Source organism: Shewanella sp. LC6 (genome assembly GCF_006385735.2).
GTDB classification, from domain to species: Bacteria; Pseudomonadota; Gammaproteobacteria; order Enterobacterales; family Shewanellaceae; genus Shewanella; species Shewanella xiamenensis.
The window spans coordinates 3323678-3343208 of sequence record NZ_CP043902.1; the positions used below are offsets into that span (position 1 = coordinate 3323678).

Genomic DNA, 19531 nt, shown 5'->3' on the forward strand with positions numbered 1-19531 from the left:
ATTACGATGGAAATACAATCCGCACTTTGTTCGGGCCGAGTAAACTTTCCAAGGCAAAGACCAACTCATCACTTGGGTTAACTCGCCAGGTTTCGGCCAATCTAAACTGCCCCTTGGCTTGAGCTTGGCTGTAGTTAATCAGCACTGGCACAGCGCCATTACGCCATGGACTGATTGCCTGCTCAATGCCCTCGAGCATATTTGGGGTCAGCTGCGATGCCTCTAAATCGATTTCCAATGCACTGGCAAAATGGCTACGCGCCTCACTGATATCGATGATATTGCGCGCCGTCATCCGGTTTCCACCGGCAAAATCATCAAAACTCACCTCACCTTCACAGATCAGGATCCGGTCCTTTTCCAGCAGGTGATTAAACTTCTCAAAGGCTTCAGTAAATAGCATCACCTCAAGCCGAGCGCTCTTATCATCTAAGGTCAGTAAGCCCATTTTCGAGCCGCGTTTAGTGAGCATCACCCTGGTCGCCACGACGAGGCCCGCCGCCTTAACGGTTTTACCCCGTTCGGTAGGATGCACATCCTTCAAGCGCCCAGAGGTGTAATGCTTAAGCTCTTTAAGGTATTGATTTATTGGGTGCCCAGTTAAATACAACCCTAATGTTTCGCGCTCGCCCTCAAGCCAAATTTTATCCGGCCACGGAGTACATTCAACAAACTGCTGCTTGCTGTCCTCGGGATCGCTATTAAGCAAACCAAACATATCATGCTGACCAATGGCCTCAGCCTTGGCGTGTTGGTCTGCTGCGCTAATGGCCTCGGGTAAGGTTGCCATCATCGACGCGCGGTGCGGTCCGAGGGAATCTAACGCTCCCGCACAGATAAGCTTTTCAATAACCCGTTTATTGAGCTTTTTTAGGTCGATACGGGCACAGAAATCGAATAAATCAACAAAGGGACCATCTTTACGCGCCTCTAAAATTGACTCAACTGGTCCCTCACCCACGCCTTTGATCGCACCAATGCCGTAGACAATTCGCAGATCATCATCAACGGTAAACTTAAATAATCCCTTATTCACATCCGGCGGAATGATGGTGAGCCCCATCCGCTCGCATTCATCCACTAAGGTCACAATTTTATCGGTGTTATCCATATCGGCAGACATTACCGCCGCCATAAATTGCGATGGAAAATGGGTCTTCAACCACAGCGTTTGATAGGAAACTAACGCATAGGCCGCAGAGTGAGACTTGTTAAAACCGTAACCAGCGAACTTTTCCACAAGGTCGAAGATTTTCATCGACAGCTCGCCGTCGACACCGTTTTTAATCGCGCCCTCTTTAAAAATACTCCGCTGTTTGGCCATCTCCTCAGGCTTTTTCTTACCCATAGCACGGCGTAACATGTCAGCGCCGCCCAAGGTATAACCTGACAATACCTGTGCAATCTGCATCACCTGCTCTTGGTACAAAATAATGCCGTAGGTGGGCGAAAGCAGTTCTTTTAAGGATTCATGCTGGTATTGAGAATCGGGGTAAGACACCTCTTCACGGCCATGCTTACGCTCGATAAAGTTATCCACCATGCCCGATTGCAACGGCCCTGGGCGAAACAATGCCACCAGAGCGATCATATCTTCGAAACAGTCGGGCTGTAGACGTTTAATCAAATCCTTCATACCACGGGATTCGAGCTGGAATACCGCAGTGGTTTCATAACGTTGCAGCAATCTAAACGAGGCTGGGTCGTCTAGCGGAATCGCTTCAATGCGTATTGGTGGACGGCCATTTTTAACCTCCACCTTGTTGATCATCTCTAGCGCCCAATCGACGATAGTGAGCGTTCTTAACCCCAAGAAGTCAAATTTAACTAACCCTGCGGTTTCCACGTCGTTTTTATCGAACTGGGTTACCGGGTTTTTACCTTCAGCGTCGCAGTATAGCGGCGAAAAGTCGGTGATCTTGGTGGGCGCAATCACCACGCCCCCCGCGTGCTTACCCGCGTTTCGAGTGACGCCCTCGAGTTTGCGGCACATGTCGATAAGATCTTTGACATCTTCATCGGCATCGTAGGATTCCTGCAATGCAGGTTCCACTTCAAAAGCTTTGGCCAGTGTCATCCCAGGCTCGGGTGGGATAAGCTTTGAAATGCGGTCGACAAAGCCATAGGGATGGCCCAGCACACGGCCGACGTCTCGGATAACCGCCTTAGCCGCCATGGTACCGAAAGTAATAATCTGCGATACCGCTTCACGGCCGTACAACTCAGCCACGTGGTCAATGACCTCGTCGCGTCGATCCATACAGAAGTCAACGTCGAAGTCGGGCATCGACACCCGTTCTGGGTTCAAAAAACGTTCGAACAGCAGGTCAAATTCGAGGGGGTCTAAGTCAGTAATCTTAAGGGCATAGGCGACAAGCGAACCCGCGCCCGAACCACGACCAGGACCAACGGGAATCCCGTTGTCCTTACCCCACTGAATAAACTCCATCACGATCAAGAAGTAACCAGGAAAGCCCATCTGGTTGATTACTTTTAGTTCTACATCGAGACGCTCGTCATATTCACCGCGACGCTCGGCGCGCACCTGTGGGTCGGGGAATAAGAATGCTAAGCGCTCTTCGAGCCCCTTCTTAGAGCGATCAACCAAATAATCCTCAATCGACATATCGCCAGTGGGGAAGTTAGGTAAGAAGTATTCGTTTAAACGAATAGTGACGTTACAACGCTTAGCAATTTCAACGGTATTGGCAAGGGCTGCGGGGATGTCAGCAAACAGCTCACACATTTCCTCTTCACTGCGAAGGTACTGCTGCTCACTGTACTTTTTAGGACGGCGTGGATCGGCGAGCGTAAAACCATCGTGAATCGCGACCCGTATTTCATGGGCTTCGAAGTCCTCTGGCTTTAAAAACACCACCTGATTTGTAGCCACCACAGGAATACCCTTTTCCTGCGCTAATCCCACCGCCATGTGCAGATAACGCTCTTCATCGGGGCGTCCGGTGCGTAACAACTCAAGGAAATAACGTCCCTCAAAATGCTGCTGATAGAACTCGCATAACGACTCAACCTGAGTATTGTTGCCCTTCAGCAGCGCCTTACCCACATCCCCTTCTTTGCCCCCAGACAGCAGCAAAATGCCTTGGTTATATGTGACCAACCACTCTTGGTCAATCACTACGCGACCTTGAACATGCCCGCGTAAATAGGCTTGACTGATGATTTGGGTGAGGTTTTGATAGCCCTCATTATTCATCGCAATAATGGTTAATGCGCAAAACTCGCCATCAAAACCAGGCACTTGCATCCAAAAGTCCGCGCCGATAATCGGCTTGATCCCTGCGCCATGGCAACCGCCGTAAAACTTCACTAGACCACAGAAGTTATTTTGATCTGTTAAAGCCACCGCCGCCATCCCATGCGCTTCAACTTGAGCAAGGATTGGCTTGACCTTAGCCACACCATCGGACATAGAAAAGTCACTGTGGACACGCAGATGCACAAAACGAGGATCGGACATAATTAGAATTATCTTTGAATAGCAGGTTAACAATCACTAAAAAAGCAGACTAGCAAAGTCACCGCTCTTGGGCTAGTGACTTTGCTCTCAAGCTGAAGTGAAAACACCCAATCGGTGTTAACGCTCCAGTAATGCCTTGACGGGTTTGAAACTTTTACGATATTGATCGAACACACCATGCTCGGCGATGGCGTCAAAATGCGCCTTAGTTGGATAGCCCTTATGCTTAGCAAATCCATACTGTGGATAAGCGGCATCGAGGGCATCCATCTCCCGATCGCGGGTCACTTTGGCAATAATCGAGGCTGCACTGATGCTGGCAATCAGGCCATCACCCTTGACTATGCTATGGCTCGCCAAAGACAGCCCTTGGTGAGTAAACGCCGGACTGCGATTACCATCGACTAAAACTAACTCGGGCGCACGTGCAAGCCCTGCCACCGCGCGCTGCATGGCAAGCATAGTGGCATGCAGGATATTCAGCTCATCAATTTCCGCAGGACTTGCCCGCCCCACATGAAAGCTTAAGGCTTTTTCACAAATCTCATCGAATAATGCCTCGCGGCGCTTCTCGCTGAGCTTTTTAGAGTCATTTAAGCCCCAAATAGGTCGATTAGGATCGAGGATCACCGCAGCGGTGACGACATCGCCAACGAGGGGACCGCGACCAACCTCATCGACACCAGCCACTAACACCGATGCAAAAGCAGCGATCTCGGTGTCGGTCAGCGTCTTAAATACCGCCATTAGTTCACATCCTTAACATCAACCAGAGCCAAAACCGCCTCGGCCGCCTTTTGGCTGGCATTACAACGCAGCAGTTGATGCAAACGTTCAAACTCGGCTTTAATTGGTGCAAAGTCGCGGTTAAGTTCAACGCCAACCGCGGCAGCTATTTTCTCTGGCGTGCAATCATGCTGAATGAGCTCTGGTACCACATCTCGCCCCGCTAATAAATTTGGCAGCGAGAAACGATTCACCTGCATCATGCTCTTGGCAATACGATAGGTCAGTGGACTCACGCGGTACGCCACCACCATTGGGCGTTTAATCAGCATGGCCTCTAACGTCGCTGTACCCGAGGCGAGTAAAATACCATCGGCAGCGGCCATCACTTCGCGTGACTTGCCTTCCACCATGTGAATTTCTAAATCCGGCGCATAATCTTTTAACGCTTGTTCAAACTGCTCACGGCGCTTTTGATTCACTAAAGGCGTCACAAAGCGAATATCGGGAAATTGCTGCTTGATAAGTAGCGCCGCCTTCACAAAGGGCTCAGCCAATTGCTTTAGCTCACCGCCGCGCGAACCAGGTAAAATCGCGAGATATTCAGCCTCAGGATCTAACTCCAGCAATTGACGCGCACTTGCTTTATCACTCTCAAGCGGAATGTCGTCGGCTAAGGTATGACCGACAAAGGTACAAGGCACTTGATGCTTATCGTAGAAGGCTTTCTCGAAGGGCAATAATGACAGTACCATATTAGTGGCCTTGGCGATTTTAAAGATCCGCTTAGGCCGCCATGCCCACACCGAAGGACTCACATAGTGAACGGTTTTAATCCCCTGAGCCTTTAATTTAAGCTCGAGACCGATATTGAAGTCCGGCGCATCAATACCGATAAAGCAATCAGGCTTAAGCTCGGTGATGGACTTAATTAACGAAGCTCGGACATGGAGCAGGCGTGGCAGGCGCGATAGCACTTCAACTATCCCCATCACGGCTAATTCTTCCATCGCAAACAGGGATTCGAAGCCTAAGGCTTCCATACGAGGTCCACCAATACCAACAAAACGGGCATTGGGATGTGCTTTTTGCAGCGCGGCCATCAAACCCGCACCTAAAATATCGCCGGAGAGTTCTCCGGCGACCATTGCAAACACTAATTGAGATTTTTTGCTCATAAACCAATCATATCTGACAAGTGAATGGCACCGCAGCGATAACCTCTGCCATGGCATTTTCTAACGCAGAATGTCACAAGCAGTGCCTATGAATGGCATAGTCTAGAGTCGAAACTCTTAACGCATCATGCCGCTAACGAATAATGCCGCGACCCGAAGATTTGACAAACTCAACGAGCAACTTAACTTGCGCGTCATTTTGTGCATCTTCGGCAAGTGCCTCAACCGCTTCTTCAACCGTCAGGCTGCTACGATATAAGGTTTTATAAGCGCGGCGCACCGCTAATTGAGTTTCCTTAGAGAAACCTCGGCGCTTCATACCTTCGCTGTTTAAGCCGCGAGGGATAGCTGGTTGTCCCGCAGCCATTACAAAGGGTGGCACATCTTGTAATAATAACGAACATCCCGCAGTAAAGGCGTGAGCACCAATATGCACAAACTGGTGAACGCCAGTCATGCCACCGAGAATCGCCCAGTCACCGACATGCACATGGCCTGCGATAGACGCATTATTGGCCATAATTACGTTATTGCCGACCACGCAGTCGTGGGCAATGTGCACGTAGTTCATAAACAGGTTGTTTGAACCAATACGGGTTTCGCTATTGTCTTGAACCGTTCCACGGTGAATAGTGACATGCTCACGGATAACATTGTTATCGCCAATGATAAGGCGTGTAGGCTCACCTGCGTATTTTTTATCTTGGCATTCTTCACCCACAGAGGCGAATTGAAAAATACGGTTGCCTTTACCTATCACCGTTGGCCCCTTCACCACCACGTGGGAGCTTAACCAACAATCGTCGCCAATCTCGACACCCGCGCCCACATAACTCCATGGACCTATGGTGACATTTTTACCAATTTTTGCATCGGGATGCACAAACGCTAATGTATCTATCACTGATTAATCTCTCTGCGGGCACACATGATTTCAGCGGAACAAACCACTTCACCATCCACTTTGGCCTCACCATAGAAAACGCCAATCCCGCGGCGCTCTTTAATCATTTTGACTTCAAAATGGATTTGATCACCGGGTTCGACTACACGTCTAAAACGTGCATTATCGATACCCGCAAAATAATACAACACACCAGGTGGTGGCACATCGTCACTCATGGTCTTAAAAGCAAGCAGACCAGTGGCCTGCGCCATGGCTTCTAAAATCAGCACGCCGGGCATCACAGGCTGGATCGGGAAATGCCCCTGAAAGAAGGGCTCATTAATCGTCACGTTTTTAATCGCATGGAGACTCTCACCGGGGGTGAAATCCAGTACGCGATCGATTAATAGGAATGGATATCTATGGGGCAGATACTTAAGGATCTCCGAAATATCCATAGTGTTCATTTGATTAGACACGAACCTAGTTCCTCAAAATTGCCTTAGGGCAATTACTCTGGTGTATTTAAATTTTTTTCCAACGTCTTCACGCGCTGGAACAGTTCATCCAATTGACGGAAGCGAACTGTGTTTTTACGCCACGTTTTGTTATCCATAGCAACCGTGGCTGATGAATACAAACCAGGCTCACGCATATTACCAGTAATGTTGGTCGCGCCAGAAATATGCACACCATCGGCAATGGATAAATGGCCAGCAATGGCACAATTTCCACCAATAATACAGTACTTACCAATAGTGACACTGCCCGCAATCGTGGTACTGCCTGCGATAGCTGTATTTTCACCAATAATATCGTTATGGGCGACCTGCACTTGGTTGTCGATAATCACACCATTGTGGATTTCTGTATGGCCTAATGCACCGCGGTCAATCGTTGAATTAGCACCGATTTCGACGCGATCACCAATGCGCACACCGCCAGTTTGAGGGATCTTAACCCACTGTCCGCGCTCATTAGCGTAACCAAATCCATCAGAGCCAATAACGGCACCGGAATGAATAATACAGTCTTGGCCTAAATGGACATTGTGATACAGGGTGACATTGGCCCATAAACGGCTATTTGAGCCTATGATGGAGTCTTGTCCAATCACAGTACCCGCACCAATTTGTACATTTTCACCGAGGATAACATTGGCACCAATCACCACATTAGCACCAATTGCCACGCCTTCACCTAACTGGGCAGAAGGGTCAATTTGCGCTGAGGGATGAATACCCATCGCTGCCTTGGGCGTGGTATCTAACAACTGCGCCACACGAGCAAACCCCACATAGGGATCTTTTACAACTAACGCAGTGCCAGGATAGTCCTGCGCATCTTTAGCCGACAATAACACCGCGCTCGCTTGAGTTGACTCAAGCTGAGCACGGTATTTGCTGTTGGCTAAAAAAGAGATTTGTCCCGCTGTGGCATGTTCAAGCGTTGCAACACTGTTGATCACTAAGGTTTCATCGCCTTGGACAACGCCATCTAATATCAGGCTTAGCTCTTTTAAAGTCACACTTTTCATCAATTACTTGCCTTTGCTTAAGGCTTCAACCACTTTGCCACTGATGTCAGCATTTGGCTTAACATAAATGACTGCACCACGCTGTAAAACTAAATCGTATTTTTCTTTTTCAGCGATAGTGTTAATGGCTTTTTGAACCTTAACTAACAGTTTGTTTTGCTCTTCGCCTTGGCGACGACGTAAGTCCTCATCCAACGCCTTACCTTTCAACTGATATTCAGATTTTAGCGCTTCCATTTTACGAACCAGCTCAGTTTTTTGCGTGTCATTCATTAACGCGCCATCACGTTGCTGCTTCTCCATTAGAGAGCGCATTTCTTCTTGCATTTTCTGAACTTCAGACATGCGATCACCAAACTCTGACTTCAGAGACTGCATGATTTGCTCACGTTGAGGTAACTGCTCAAACACAGCGCCCATATCAACTACAGCAATATTTTCCGCCTGCGCAGCTAAAGGTGCACCTAATAAAGCTAACGTCACCAGGGCACGGTTTACCATCTTGTTCAAAATAGACTCCTTGTTACCTTTGTTATATTCAGCAAAACTTGCCGAGTGTATGCCTTTTAAAAAGTTTTGCCAATATTGAACGAGAAGATCTCTGTTTGATCGCCTTCGTACTCTTTAATCGGCCATGCCAAGCTGAATACCATAGGGCCCATTGGTGATAACCACTGTAAGCTTACCCCCCAAGATGCTCTTATACGCGCAGGGTCACTGTAGTCTTGTAACTTATCAAACTCTTCAGCGGGTAAGGTTTGATATTTCGCAAAGTCAAACTCGGTATCCCACACGTTACCGGCATCGAGGAAGAAGCTGGTACGTACAGAGTTGGTATAAGCCTCATCCAAGAATGGCGTCGGTACAATAAACTCTAAACTCGCAGTTGCGATAGCGTTACCACCGATTGAACGGCCAGAGCTTACCTGAATACTGTTTGGATCGCCCGGTAAACTACAACCATCGCCCGATGGATCCGGCGCACAGGGTTCACTTCCACGGAAAAGATAGAAGGAACGCGGACCAACGGAGTTAGACTTAAAGCCACGCAGTGAGGTGCTACCGCCTGAGTAATAGTTTTCCCAGAATGGTAGGATCTGGTCATTATCGTTAAATTGACCATAACCATTACCATAGCCTAAACGACCACGTGCCAAGACCACAAAACTTTGACTGCGGTTGAGAGGGAAATAGTAGTTGGTATCGAAGTCAGTCTTGAAGTACTGCAGATCTGATCCAGGTACAGTCATCTTACCGCTTAAACGCTGTGATGAACCGTCTGTTGGGAAGGTTCCTCGGTTTAAGGTACTGCGATACCAACCTAAACTCAGCTCAAAGTTATCAAAACTTAAGTCTGCATTTGGATCATCTTCACGGTAAATATTGTAGAAACGCAGCGCCTGTTCATAGGCAGAGATTTCTGAAATCGTGTTATGACGATAACCAATACCGCCGTTGATACGGTTGTATTCGTTAATCGGGAAACCAGAGTTTAGCGCTACCCCATAGGAGCTGTTTTTATAGCGTTCAAGGTTGGCTTCGTTTGCATCGAACTCGTTCCAGTAAACACTACCGCCTAAGCTCACACCATCTTTAGTCCAATATGGATCGGTGTAAGATAAGTTGACGTTTTTAGAGTACTTGTTGGTACTTAAACTCACACCCGCTTGGTTACCCGTGCCGAGGAAGTTATTTTGCTGCACACCAAACTGTAGGCTTAGACCTGATTCAGTACCATAACCGACACCGGCGTTAAATGAGCCAGAAGGCTGCTCTTTCACCTTAACCGCTACATCGACTAAATCGTCAGTACCAGGCACTTGAATGGTCTCGGTATCGACGGTCTCGAAGAAGCCTAAACGGTTTAAACGGGCTTTAGATTGCTCAACCTGCGCTGAGTTTAACCAAGCACCTTCCATCTGACGCAGTTCGCGACGCATCACTTCATCTTTAGTGACAGTATTACCGGTAAAGTTGATGGAGCGAACATACACTCGCTTACCAGGTTTGATATTGATGTTTAAGGTCACTTCCTTGGTCTTATCATCAATTTCAGGGTAGGTTTTCACTTCAGGGTAAGCGTAACCGAAACGGCCTAAGTATTTGCTGTACATCTCTTCGGTGAAGGTCACATCACCGCCGTTGTACATATCGCCCGCCTTGATAGGCAGAATCGATTTCATCAACTCTTCACGACCCATCAGATCGCCCGTGAGGTTAACGCCTTTTACCTTGTACTTCTCACCTTCATTGACGTTGATAGTGATGTACAAGCCTTTACGGTCTGGGGTCATCGCCACTTGAGTCGAGGTAACTTCAAAGCGAATATAACCCTTGTTGTGGTAATAGGTTTTAATCGTCTCAAGGTCGGCTTGAAGCTTTTGCTTCTGATAGCGACGCTCACCAAACAGATCCCACCAAGCCACATAATCTTTCAGTTCTAACATGCCGATAAGCTCAGCATCAGTGAACTCATGATTACCGACCACGTTAATTTGGCGGATTTCGGCCGCTAAACCTTCAGTAAATTTGAACTTAAGTTCGACACGGTTACGAGGCAAGTTAATCACCTGCGCCTCGACTTTGGCGCCGTATTTGCCCACGCCGTAGTAGAAGTCTTGTAATCCCTTCTCGATGCCAGTCAGCATTGTGCGGTCTAAAGATTCGCCGACTTTAACGCCTGAGCCGTCCAGACTTTCCTGTAACTGCTCATCTTTAATGTCTTTGTTGCCTTCAAACGTCACAGCACTGATGGTTGGTCTTTCGGTGACTTTGACAATCAACACGCCGCCATCATGACTGACTGAGATATTCTCAAAGTTAGTTGAGGCATACAGGCTTTTAATGGCTTGCTGAATTTTTAACTGATCTACAGTGTCGCCCACTTTCACTGGTAAGCTTAACAAGGCAGCACCCAGTGCGACTCGCTGCAAACCTTCAACTTGGATGTCGGTCACTTCAAAGGGTTGGAAAGTATCCGCCAACACAGTCCCTGAAAACGACGCACCGACGAATAACATCGAGGCAAAAAGTTTATTCAATCTCATAGAGCACTTCTAATTATTAGTCTGTCCTTGCTCAGAGTCGGGCAAAATCATTGAAGAGCGCAATGCTCATCAACATCAGCAGTAATGCTGCCCCAAATCTGAATCCTATTTCCTGTACTTTTTCAGATACAGGCTTACCAGTTATTACTTCAACGAAGTAATACAGCAGGTGTCCCCCATCGAGCACAGGCAATGGCAGCAAGTTAATGATGCCTAAATTGACACTGATAAGCGCGAGGAAACCGAGAAAGTAAACCAAGCCGTAGTTTGCACTATTGCCCGCACCCTGTGCGATTGAGATAGGTCCACTTAAGTTTTTCACTGACACATCGCCAGTAAATAATTTACCAATCATCTTAAAGCTCACGACAACAAGTTGCCATGTTTTATCGGCTGCGATAGCAAAAGATTCGATTGGCCCATATTCCAGCTGTAATCGCATATTGTCAGGCCATTGTGCCTGAGCTGGGCTCACCCCAAGCACGCCGACATCTTTACCATCGCTATTTTTAACACTTGCTGGTGTCACAGAGATGGCAAATTGCTCGCCATTACGGCGCACGGTTAACTCCACAGGCACATTGGCAGAATGCTGAATAATGTCAACAAAAGCTTGCCAATCGGTATATTGCTGGCCATTGATAGCCACTAAGGTATCACCGACCTTCAGATCACTCTTAGCCGCTGCACTGCCTTCACTGATGAGCGCAATTTGTGGCTCAATAGCAGGGCGATACACGCCCAAGCCCAGTGCCGTGATCGGTGACTCTTTCTCAGGGTCGAAACGCCATTGACGGGTGTCTAAAGTGTAAGTACGAGTATCGGTATTAAGTCCCTGTAAACCGTTAAGGGGCGCAAGGGATAGTGTTAAACTATCATCACCAATATGGCCAACAAGCGCCAAATTGACTTCTTCCCAATTCCGTACCGACTGACCTGAAATCGCCGTCACTTGCATCGGCTCAGTGACTTGGATTTGTGCCGCCGCAGTGCCAGGTGTCGTTGAGGTAATGACTGGCTTTAGCGATGGCACACCAATTAAATACGTAAAATACAGTGCGATAATCGCAAAAATAAAGTTCGCAATGGGGCCAGCCGCCACAATGGCTATGCGTTGCCACACGCTTTTACGGTTAAAGGCCTGATCTTTTAAGTTATCGGGGACATCTTCAACACGCTCATCGAGCATTTTGACATAGCCACCCAGCGGGATCATGGCAATAACATATTCAGTACCATCTTGACCGACTTTGCGCCAAATCGCCTTACCAAAACCAATAGAAAAACGCTCAACTTTCACACCACAGCGGCGCGCAACATAGAAATGGCCGTATTCGTGGGCAGTAATTAACAGCCCAAGTGCTACGATAAAAGAACCTAAGTTCCACAAAAAATCTAACATTCCACTCCTTACGTCATCAGTAAATCCACTCAAGCCTCGTCAACAAGAGGCCTAAGCAAATTTCGCTAGTAATTCACGGGCATATATCCGTGTTTGTGCATCGAGGGCAATGATATCTTCGATGCTGGTCATCGCCCGTTTAGGCACCGACGATAAACAGGCTTCGTTCACCTTGGCGATATGGGTAAACCCAATCTTGCCTTGTAAAAACGCCTCCACAGCGATTTCATTGGCCGCATTGAGTACCGTAGTCGCTTCTTGCCCTTGGGCACAAGCGGCAATCGCTAAAGCCAAACAGGGGAAGCGATTAAAGTCTGGCTCACAAAAGCTTAACTGTCCGACTTTGAAAAAATCCAAAGGTTCAACACCGGAGCGAATTCTTTGCGGATAGGACATACAATGCGCAATTGGCGTACGCATATCCGGGTTACCCATCTGCGCGATCACACTGCCATCGCGGTATTGCACCATAGAATGAATAACACTTTGCGGATGAATAACCACCTTTAGTTGATCTTTTTGGGTATTGAACAACCAGCGCGCTTCGATAAACTCCAAGCCCTTATTCATCATAGTGGCAGAGTCGACCGAGATTTTCGGACCCATTGACCAATTTGGATGTTTGCAAGCCTGTGCTGGCGTCATTGCCGCAAGACTTGACAGCTCGGCGCTTAAAAATGGACCACCAGAACCGGTGAGCAAAATATGGGAAATACCTGACGCCGCTAAATCACAGCGCCCTAAATTAGCCTGCACTTCTTCGGGTAAGCATTGGAAAATCGCATTGTGTTCACTGTCAACCGGCAACAACGTGGCGCCAGAGCGTTTCGTTGCCTCAATAAACAGTTCGCCGGACATCACCAGCGCCTCTTTATTGGCGAGCAATACCCGCTTACCCGCCTTCACCGCAGCCAGTGTCGGGACTAAACCCGCCGCGCCGACAATCGCAGCCATCACGGTATCAACCACTGAGGAGGTGACTAAGGCAATAAGCTCATCCTCGCCACTTGTGACTTGGATATTAAGCGCCGCGGGTAATTGCGTCTTGAGTGCTAATGCAGCATTAGGGTCGACCATATGGGCGACCTGCGGGCGATGGGCTAAACACAGAGCGAGCATCTTGTCGACACTCGCATTTGCCACTAAAGCATACACTCGATAGGCTGAAGGGTTGGCCGAAATCACACTTAAGGTACTGGCACCAATCGAGCCTGTCGCACCCAAAATCACCATATTTTGCATAGCGTTACATCCAAAATGCAATGTAGATTAGGGTAAACACCGGCAAGGCTGCTGTCAGGCTGTCGATGCGGTCGAGCACGCCGCCATGTCCAGGCAAAATCGTGCCCGAATCTTTAATGCACGCAGCGCGTTTAAACATACTCTCTGATAAATCGCCAAGGGCTGAAATCAGTGCCACAAAAATGGTCACCGCAGCCACTAAGCCTAACTCCTGCTCAGGGGATATATACATAACACCAGCAACAACAATTAGTGTAGTCACTAGGCCACCAAGCAAACCCTCTAAGGTTTTAGCTGGGCTAACTGCGGGCATAAGCTTAGTTTTACCGACAGCTTTGCCCACAAAATACGCCCCAGAATCCGCAGCCCAAACGATCAACATCACCAATAATACTAGCGATGCCCCATAGTAAGGCGATATTTGCGAACTAATCGATTTAAGGGCAATCAGAGCCACAAAACAAGGTACTAAAGTCAATTGTCCAAACATGGACTTTAGCATCGGACTCTTTTGCCACAATTTGGCGCTTTTAGGATAAGTGACCACCAGCAGCAGTGACACCATCCACCACAAAGTACCTATGGTAACCACGGCAAGATAAATGGGATGAATTTGCCCCCTAAGCCAAATGGTGTCGGCGGGAACAATTAAATTAAGCGCGATCAGTAAAATACCGACCGTGCAAGTAAAACTCCATTGGGTGACATCACATTGACTATCGATGATCCTGCCCCACTCCTTAGCGGCGATCAGAAACACGGCGATCAAGGCCCAAGCAAAGTACTCAACGGGGAGTAAATAGATTGCTCCCAAAACTAATGGAATCAACCAAATTGCTGTTATTATACGTTGTTTTAGCAAAAAAAATCCCTCATGACGTTTTACAATGCGCGCATCTCATCAATTTGACTTCCGGTCAAACCAAAACGGCGCTGGCGACTGGCAAACGTGGCAATCGCTTCATGAAAAGCCTGTTCATCAAAATCAGGCCAAAGGGTGTCCAAAAACACCAACTCAGCATAGGCAGCCTGCCAGAGTACAAAATTGCTGATCCGGTAATCCCCACCCGTACGGATCATTAAATCAACTTCACTCTGATTTTGCATGCACAAATGTTCACTCAAGGCTTCTTCGGTGAACTGACTGCTGGTCATTTCGCCAGTTTCAACCTTTTCAGCTAACTTTTGCGCAGCTTGCAGTATGTCCCAACGACCGCCGTAATTGGCCGCCACATTCAATATCAATCCCGTATTGCTCGCAGTTTTCGCTTCTGCGGCACGAATTTGCTTTTGTAAACGCGCAGAAAAGCGACTGATATCGCCGATGATATTCAATTTGACCTGGTTTTTATCGAGTAACTTAATTTCCCGCTGCAATACGGTAAAAAACAGTTCCATCAATAAGCTGACTTCTTTATCGGGTCTACGCCAATTTTCGCTAGAAAACGCAAATAGCGTCAGCGATTGTATCCCTAACTGGCTGGCCGCGCTCACCGCACGTCTCACCGCTTTAACCCCAGCCTTATGCCCCATCACTCGTGGCTTGCCCTGGATTTGGGCCCAACGTCCATTACCATCCATAATAATCGCAACATGCTTAGGTAATGACTGTTTAACGAGTTCGGGTAATATCTCCGGTAAGCTTGTCTGAGCACAAGCATCCGCCTCAGTCGGCCTAGATTGCGGATCAAATTCCACTGTGGATGACATCTAATACAACCCTTTAAAATAGACAAACGCCGTGTAGTATACCCCTACACGGCGTAGCAACTCTAGCTTATAGCGCTTGAGATTAGACTTCCATCAACTCAATTTCTTTGGCCGCTAAAATCTCATCGACCTTCTTAATGTGAGCATCGGTGAACTTTTGTACTTCCTCTTCGAAGCGGCGAACATCATCTTCAGTGCATTCTTTAGCTTTTTCGAGTTTCTTCACGTCAGAAATCGCATCGCGACGTACGTTACGAATCGCCACTCGACCACCTTCGGCCTCAGCACGTACTACTTTGATAAAGTCTTTACGACGCTCTTCCGTCAGTGCGGGTAATGGGATACGTAAGGTTGCACCCGCTGACATAGGGTTTAACCCTAAATCAGAGCTCATGATCGCTTTCTCAACCGCTTGGATTGCACTACGGTCAAATACGGTTACTGACAAAGTACGTGCATCTTCAACACCCACGTTCGCCACTTGGTTCAGTGGTGTCATAGTGCCATAGTAAGATACTTGGATTGAGTCCAGTAGGCTTGGGTGTGCACGACCAGTACGTACTTTAGCCATTTGGTTTTTGGTCGCGTCAACGCATTTACCCATGCGCTCTTGAGCATCTTTTTTAATATCTGCAATCACGTTAAATGTCCTTCTTGGTCATTGAATAACTTATTTCGCTTTGATCATTGTGCCTTCTTCTTCACCCATGACCACTCGGCGCAGGGCGCCAGGTTTATTCATGTTGAATACTAGGATTGGCATGTCATGGTCACGCGCCATAGTAAAGGCTGCTAAGTCCATTACTTTTAATTCTTTATCCAGTACTTCAGTGTACGTTAAGTCATCGTACTTCACTGCTTCTGGATTTTTCATCGGGTCGTCAGAATAAACGCCGTCAACTTTAGTGCCTTTTAGCACGACTTCTGCTTCGATTTCAATGCCGCGTAAGCAAGCAGCAGAATCGGTAGTGCAGAATGGATTACCAGTACCCGCAGCAAAAATCACCACACGGCCTGATTTTAATAAGCTGATCGCCTCAGCCCAATTGTAGTCGTCACACACCCCTTTTAATGGGATAGCCGACATCAGACGAGCATTAACATAGGCACGGTGCAGGGCATCACGCATGGCCAAGCCGTTCATAACCGTTGCCAGCATACCCATGTGATCGCCCACCACACGATTCATGCCCGCTTTTGCTAAGCCTTCACCGCGAAATAGATTACCACCACCAATGACCACACCCACCTGAATGCCTAACTCTACCAGCTCTTTGACTTCTTGAGCCATGCGATCTAACACTTTAGGATCGATGCCGAAGCCTTCGTCGCCCATCAGTGCTTCGCCACTTAATTTTAGAAGAATGCGTCTAAATGCAGGTTTTGGATTGGTGCTCATAATTTTTATATCCTGGTCATAACAAGACCGCAGCCATTGCTGCGGTCTTGGGGGTATTTAGCGTTGGCGATTAAGCCTTTTTAGAAGCAGCGATTTGAGCAGCAACTTCAGCTGCGAAATCTTCTTCTTTCTTCTCAATACCTTCACCCACTTCTAAACGAATGAAGTTAGTGACTTTCGCGCCTTTCTCTTTCAAGAATTCGCCAACAGTTTTCTTTGGTTCCATGATGTAAGCTTGACCAGTCAGAGAAATCTCACCAGTAAACTTCTTCATACGACCAACAACCATTTTCTCTGCGATTTCAGCAGGTTTGCCTTCATTCATAGAGATTTCGATTTGCAGAGCTTGTTCACGAGCGACTACGTCAGCTGGAACGTCTTCTGGGTTAACGTATTCTGGCTTAGAAGCGGCAACGTGCATTGCGAGGTGCTTCAGAGTTTCGTCATCAGCGTCACCAGTTACCACTACACCGATACGCTCACCGTGACGGTAAGAAGCTAATTTAGTGCCGTCGATGTACTCAACGCGACGAACGTTGATGTTTTCACCGATTTTAGCAACTAGCGCAACACGGGCTTCTTCGAATTGGGCTTTTAAGTCTTCTAAAGTCACTTTAGACGCTGCAGCAACGTCTAAAACAGCATTAGCAAAACCTAAGAAGTTTGCATCTTTAGCAACGAAGTCAGTTTGGCAGTTTACTTCTAACAGTACTGCAAAACCTTCACCGTTTTTGATCAGGATAGTACCGTCAGCAGCGATGTTACCTGCTTTCTTAGCAGCTTTAGCAGCACCAGACTTACGCATGTTGTCAATTGCTAACTCCATGTCGCCGTTGGTTTCTTCTAACGCTTTTTTACAATCCATCATGCCTGCGCCAGTACGCTCGCGCAGTTCTTTAACTTGGGCAGCAGAAATTGCCATTGTTAAATCCTCTCTAAAAAATCGACTAATTTGCAGATATAAAACAGGGGCCGAATGGCCCCTGTTAACCAATCAAAATCTTGGTTAATAAGGGTGATGAAACTCATCCCGCCTTATTATTATTCGGCTTCTACGAAACCGTCTTGCTCAGCTTGAACAGCTAAATCTTGACCACGGCCAGCGTTAGCTGCTGCAGCAACAGAAGTAGTGTACAGGCGAATAGCACGCATCGCGTCGTCGTTACCAGGAACGATGTAGTTAACACCATCTGGCGCAGAGTTAGTATCAACAACTGCAACAACAGGGATACCCAGGTTGTTAGCTTCTTTAATAGCGATATGCTCGTGGTCAGCGCCGATAACGAATAATACGTCTGGCAGGCCGCCCATGTTCTTAATACCGCCTAAAGATTTTTCCAGCTTTTCAAGCTCACGAGTACGCATCAGCGCTTCTTTTTTGGTCAGCTTGTCGAAAGTACCATCTACTGATTGGCTTTCCAGTTCTTTCAGACGTTTGATTGACTGACGAACGGTTTTCCAGTTAGTCAGCATACCGCCTAACCAACGGTGATCAACATAGTACTGATCACAAGAAATAGCAGCTTCTTTGATCGCTTCGCCAGCAGCACGTTTAGTACCAACGAATAATACTTTACCTTTCTTTGAAGCAACGTTGCTGATGAAAGCCAGTGCTTCATTGAACATTGGCACAGTATGCTCAAGGTTGATGATGTGAACGCCGTTGCGAGCACCGAAAATGAATGGCTTCATTTTTGGGTTCCAGTAACGGGTTTGGTGACCGAAGTGGACACCGGCCTGGAGCATATCGCGCATTGAAACTGTAGTCATTTCTATTACCTTAAAATTTAGGGGGTTAGACCTCCACGTATCCCATGTCTTCGACCCCGCAGTTAACAGCTGAGGGCACCCCGAAGAATGTGTCGACACGTGTGTGATTTAGTATTTAGATAAATTGCCATGTATAATGGCCGCCATCTTTAGTTTTGCTATCGCCCAAAAGCAGATAAAGCTGAGCTTGGGTAATTCATCAAGACTTAAACATAACGGCGCGCTTTATACCATAAATAGCCCTAAAGCACAAATTTTTGCATTAGGTTGATCGCGCCAATAGACACCGAAGACACAAGAGAAAACGCAATGAGTATAGTCATTAAGACAGCAGAAGAAATCGAGAAAATGCGCGCGGCAGGTAAACTGGCTGCACAAGTATTAGAAATGATCGCCCCTTATGTTAAGGCGGGGGTCACCACTAATGAATTAAACGATATCTGCGCCAAATATACCGAAGAGCAAGGCGCGATTTCTGCCCCGCTCAACTACCATGGTTTTCCTAAGTCGATTTGTACTTCGTTAAACAACGTCATTTGCCACGGTATTCCGAGCGATCGCGTTCTCAAGGATGGCGATATTCTCAATATCGATATCACCGTCATTAAAGACGGTTACCACGGCGATACCTCTAAAATGTTCTTAATCGGTGAAGTCAGCCCTAAGGATAAACGTCTGTGCCGCATCGCCCAAGAAAGTCTCTATCTTGCGATCCGTAAAGTGCGTCCGGGATTAAAATTAGGTGAAATCGGCAATACTATTGAAAAATTCATCAAAGCCAGCAAAACAGGCCTTGAGAAATATTCCATCGTGCAAGATTATTGTGGCCACGGTATTGGCGCGGGTTTCCATGAAGAACCCCAAGTGATGCACTACCGTAATGGTGACAACACCATTTTACGCCCAGGTATGTGCTTTACCATTGAACCGATGATCAACGCGGGTCGACACACCACTGTGCTAGATCGCGATGATAATTGGACGGTGACCACTTCCGATGGTAAAAACTCAGCCCAGTGGGAACACACATTATTAGTGACCGAAACCGGTGTTGAAGTGCTGACGCTGCGCGATGAGGAAGATTTTCCGCGGATCATTAATCACTAATGACAATTGTTAAACTATCCATCAGGTCATATTGGAACTTGGTGGG

At 47.4% G+C, this 19531-nt stretch carries 17 protein-coding genes; 1 reads left to right on the forward strand and 16 read right to left on the reverse strand.

Annotated features, from left to right (window positions below; translation table 11 throughout):
* Nucleotide 1: 1 nt before the first annotated feature.
* From dnaE to rpsB, 16 genes are all read right to left on the reverse strand, one after another.
* Nucleotides 2-3481 (reverse strand): DNA polymerase III subunit alpha, encoded by a 3480-nt coding sequence (dnaE, locus tag FJD32_RS15005; protein ID WP_037429554.1) that lies wholly within the window; start codon nt 3479-3481, stop codon nt 2-4.
* 117 nt (nt 3482-3598) lie between these two features.
* Nucleotides 3599-4228, reverse strand: a complete 630-nt coding sequence (gene rnhB / locus FJD32_RS15010; protein ID WP_088585821.1) for a ribonuclease HII — start codon at nt 4226-4228, stop codon at nt 3599-3601.
* Nucleotides 4228-5385: a lipid-A-disaccharide synthase gene (gene lpxB / locus FJD32_RS15015; protein WP_088585822.1), complete on the reverse strand. Its 1158-nt coding sequence runs from the start codon at nt 5383-5385 to the stop codon at nt 4228-4230. Before lpxB ends, rnhB begins: the two co-directional genes overlap by 1 nt.
* A 133-nt stretch (nt 5386-5518) precedes the next feature.
* Nucleotides 5519-6289, reverse strand: a complete 771-nt coding sequence (lpxA, locus tag FJD32_RS15020; protein ID WP_037416761.1) for an acyl-ACP--UDP-N-acetylglucosamine O-acyltransferase — start codon at nt 6287-6289, stop codon at nt 5519-5521.
* The gene (gene fabZ, locus FJD32_RS15025) at nt 6286-6750 is read right to left on the reverse strand and encodes a 3-hydroxyacyl-ACP dehydratase FabZ (RefSeq protein ID WP_037416758.1); all 465 of its coding nucleotides are present in this window, start codon (nt 6748-6750) and stop codon (nt 6286-6288) included. The genes lpxA and fabZ overlap by 4 nt, the downstream gene beginning before the upstream one ends.
* Nucleotides 6751-6782: 32 nt before the next feature.
* Nucleotides 6783-7808, reverse strand: coding sequence for a UDP-3-O-(3-hydroxymyristoyl)glucosamine N-acyltransferase (gene lpxD / locus FJD32_RS15030; RefSeq protein ID WP_047534654.1), 1026 nt, complete (start codon nt 7806-7808; stop codon nt 6783-6785).
* A 3-nt stretch (nt 7809-7811) separates the two neighbouring features.
* Nucleotides 7812-8309 carry an OmpH family outer membrane protein gene (locus FJD32_RS15035; RefSeq protein ID WP_037416754.1) on the reverse strand — a complete coding sequence of 166 codons (498 nt, stop codon included), beginning with the start codon at nt 8307-8309 and terminating at the stop codon, nt 7812-7814.
* 65 nt (nt 8310-8374) lie between these two features.
* Nucleotides 8375-10855: an outer membrane protein assembly factor BamA gene (gene bamA, locus FJD32_RS15040; protein WP_037416752.1), complete on the reverse strand. Its 2481-nt coding sequence runs from the start codon at nt 10853-10855 to the stop codon at nt 8375-8377.
* Nucleotides 10856-10886: 31 nt separating this feature from the next.
* On the reverse strand, nt 10887-12257 hold the full coding sequence (rseP, locus tag FJD32_RS15045; RefSeq protein WP_088585823.1) for a sigma E protease regulator RseP: 1371 nt from the start codon (nt 12255-12257) through the stop codon (nt 10887-10889).
* 51 nt (nt 12258-12308) lie between these two features.
* Nucleotides 12309-13499 carry a 1-deoxy-D-xylulose-5-phosphate reductoisomerase gene (gene ispC, locus FJD32_RS15050; RefSeq protein WP_088585824.1) on the reverse strand — a complete coding sequence of 397 codons (1191 nt, stop codon included), beginning with the start codon at nt 13497-13499 and terminating at the stop codon, nt 12309-12311.
* Between the two features lie 4 nt (nt 13500-13503).
* Nucleotides 13504-14361 carry a phosphatidate cytidylyltransferase gene (locus FJD32_RS15055; RefSeq protein ID WP_088585825.1) on the reverse strand — a complete coding sequence of 286 codons (858 nt, stop codon included), beginning with the start codon at nt 14359-14361 and terminating at the stop codon, nt 13504-13506.
* A gap of 20 nt (nt 14362-14381) precedes the next feature.
* Nucleotides 14382-15209, reverse strand: a complete 828-nt coding sequence (gene uppS / locus FJD32_RS15060; RefSeq protein ID WP_037416741.1) for a polyprenyl diphosphate synthase — start codon at nt 15207-15209, stop codon at nt 14382-14384.
* 82 nt (nt 15210-15291) lie between these two features.
* Nucleotides 15292-15849, reverse strand: a complete 558-nt coding sequence (frr, locus tag FJD32_RS15065; RefSeq protein WP_037416738.1) for a ribosome recycling factor — start codon at nt 15847-15849, stop codon at nt 15292-15294.
* A gap of 30 nt (nt 15850-15879) precedes the next feature.
* Complete coding sequence (gene pyrH, locus FJD32_RS15070) at nt 15880-16608, reverse strand: UMP kinase (protein WP_037416734.1); 729 nt, start codon at nt 16606-16608, stop codon at nt 15880-15882.
* A 70-nt stretch (nt 16609-16678) separates the two neighbouring features.
* On the reverse strand, nt 16679-17530 hold the full coding sequence (tsf, locus tag FJD32_RS15075; protein ID WP_037429566.1) for a translation elongation factor Ts: 852 nt from the start codon (nt 17528-17530) through the stop codon (nt 16679-16681).
* Nucleotides 17531-17649: 119 nt separating this feature from the next.
* Nucleotides 17650-18378, reverse strand: coding sequence for a 30S ribosomal protein S2 (rpsB, locus tag FJD32_RS15080; protein WP_011071784.1), 729 nt, complete (start codon nt 18376-18378; stop codon nt 17650-17652).
* Nucleotides 18379-18687: 309 nt separating this feature from the next.
* On the opposite strand from rpsB, the gene map reads away from it, so the two are divergent.
* Complete coding sequence (map, locus tag FJD32_RS15085) at nt 18688-19485, forward strand: type I methionyl aminopeptidase (protein ID WP_037416730.1); 798 nt, start codon at nt 18688-18690, stop codon at nt 19483-19485.
* Nucleotides 19486-19531: the final 46 nt, after the last annotated feature.

Bases quoted from the DNA above. Each gene is read 5' to 3' on its own strand.
- dnaE (WP_037429554.1), bottom strand. From the start codon at position 3,481: ATGTCCGATCCTCGTTTTGTGCATCTGCGTGTCCACAGTGACTTTTCT.
- rnhB (WP_088585821.1), bottom strand. From the start codon at position 4,228: ATGGCGGTATTTAAGACGCTGACCGACACCGAGATCGCTGCTTTTGCA.
- lpxB (WP_088585822.1), bottom strand. From the start codon at position 5,385: ATGAGCAAAAAATCTCAATTAGTGTTTGCAATGGTCGCCGGAGAACTC.
- lpxD (WP_047534654.1), bottom strand. From the start codon at position 7,808: ATGAAAAGTGTGACTTTAAAAGAGCTAAGCCTGATATTAGATGGCGTT.
- FJD32_RS15035 (WP_037416754.1), bottom strand. From the start codon at position 8,309: ATGGTAAACCGTGCCCTGGTGACGTTAGCTTTATTAGGTGCACCTTTA.
- bamA (WP_037416752.1), bottom strand. From the start codon at position 10,855: ATGAGATTGAATAAACTTTTTGCCTCGATGTTATTCGTCGGTGCGTCG.
- rseP (WP_088585823.1), bottom strand. From the start codon at position 12,257: ATGTTAGATTTTTTGTGGAACTTAGGTTCTTTTATCGTAGCACTTGGG.
- ispC (WP_088585824.1), bottom strand. From the start codon at position 13,499: ATGCAAAATATGGTGATTTTGGGTGCGACAGGCTCGATTGGTGCCAGT.
- uppS (WP_037416741.1), bottom strand. From the start codon at position 15,209: ATGTCATCCACAGTGGAATTTGATCCGCAATCTAGGCCGACTGAGGCG.
- pyrH (WP_037416734.1), bottom strand. From the start codon at position 16,608: ATGAGCACCAATCCAAAACCTGCATTTAGACGCATTCTTCTAAAATTA.
- tsf (WP_037429566.1), bottom strand. From the start codon at position 17,530: ATGGCAATTTCTGCTGCCCAAGTTAAAGAACTGCGCGAGCGTACTGGC.
- rpsB (WP_011071784.1), bottom strand. From the start codon at position 18,378: ATGACTACAGTTTCAATGCGCGATATGCTCCAGGCCGGTGTCCACTTC.
- map (WP_037416730.1), top strand. From the start codon at position 18,688: ATGAGTATAGTCATTAAGACAGCAGAAGAAATCGAGAAAATGCGCGCG.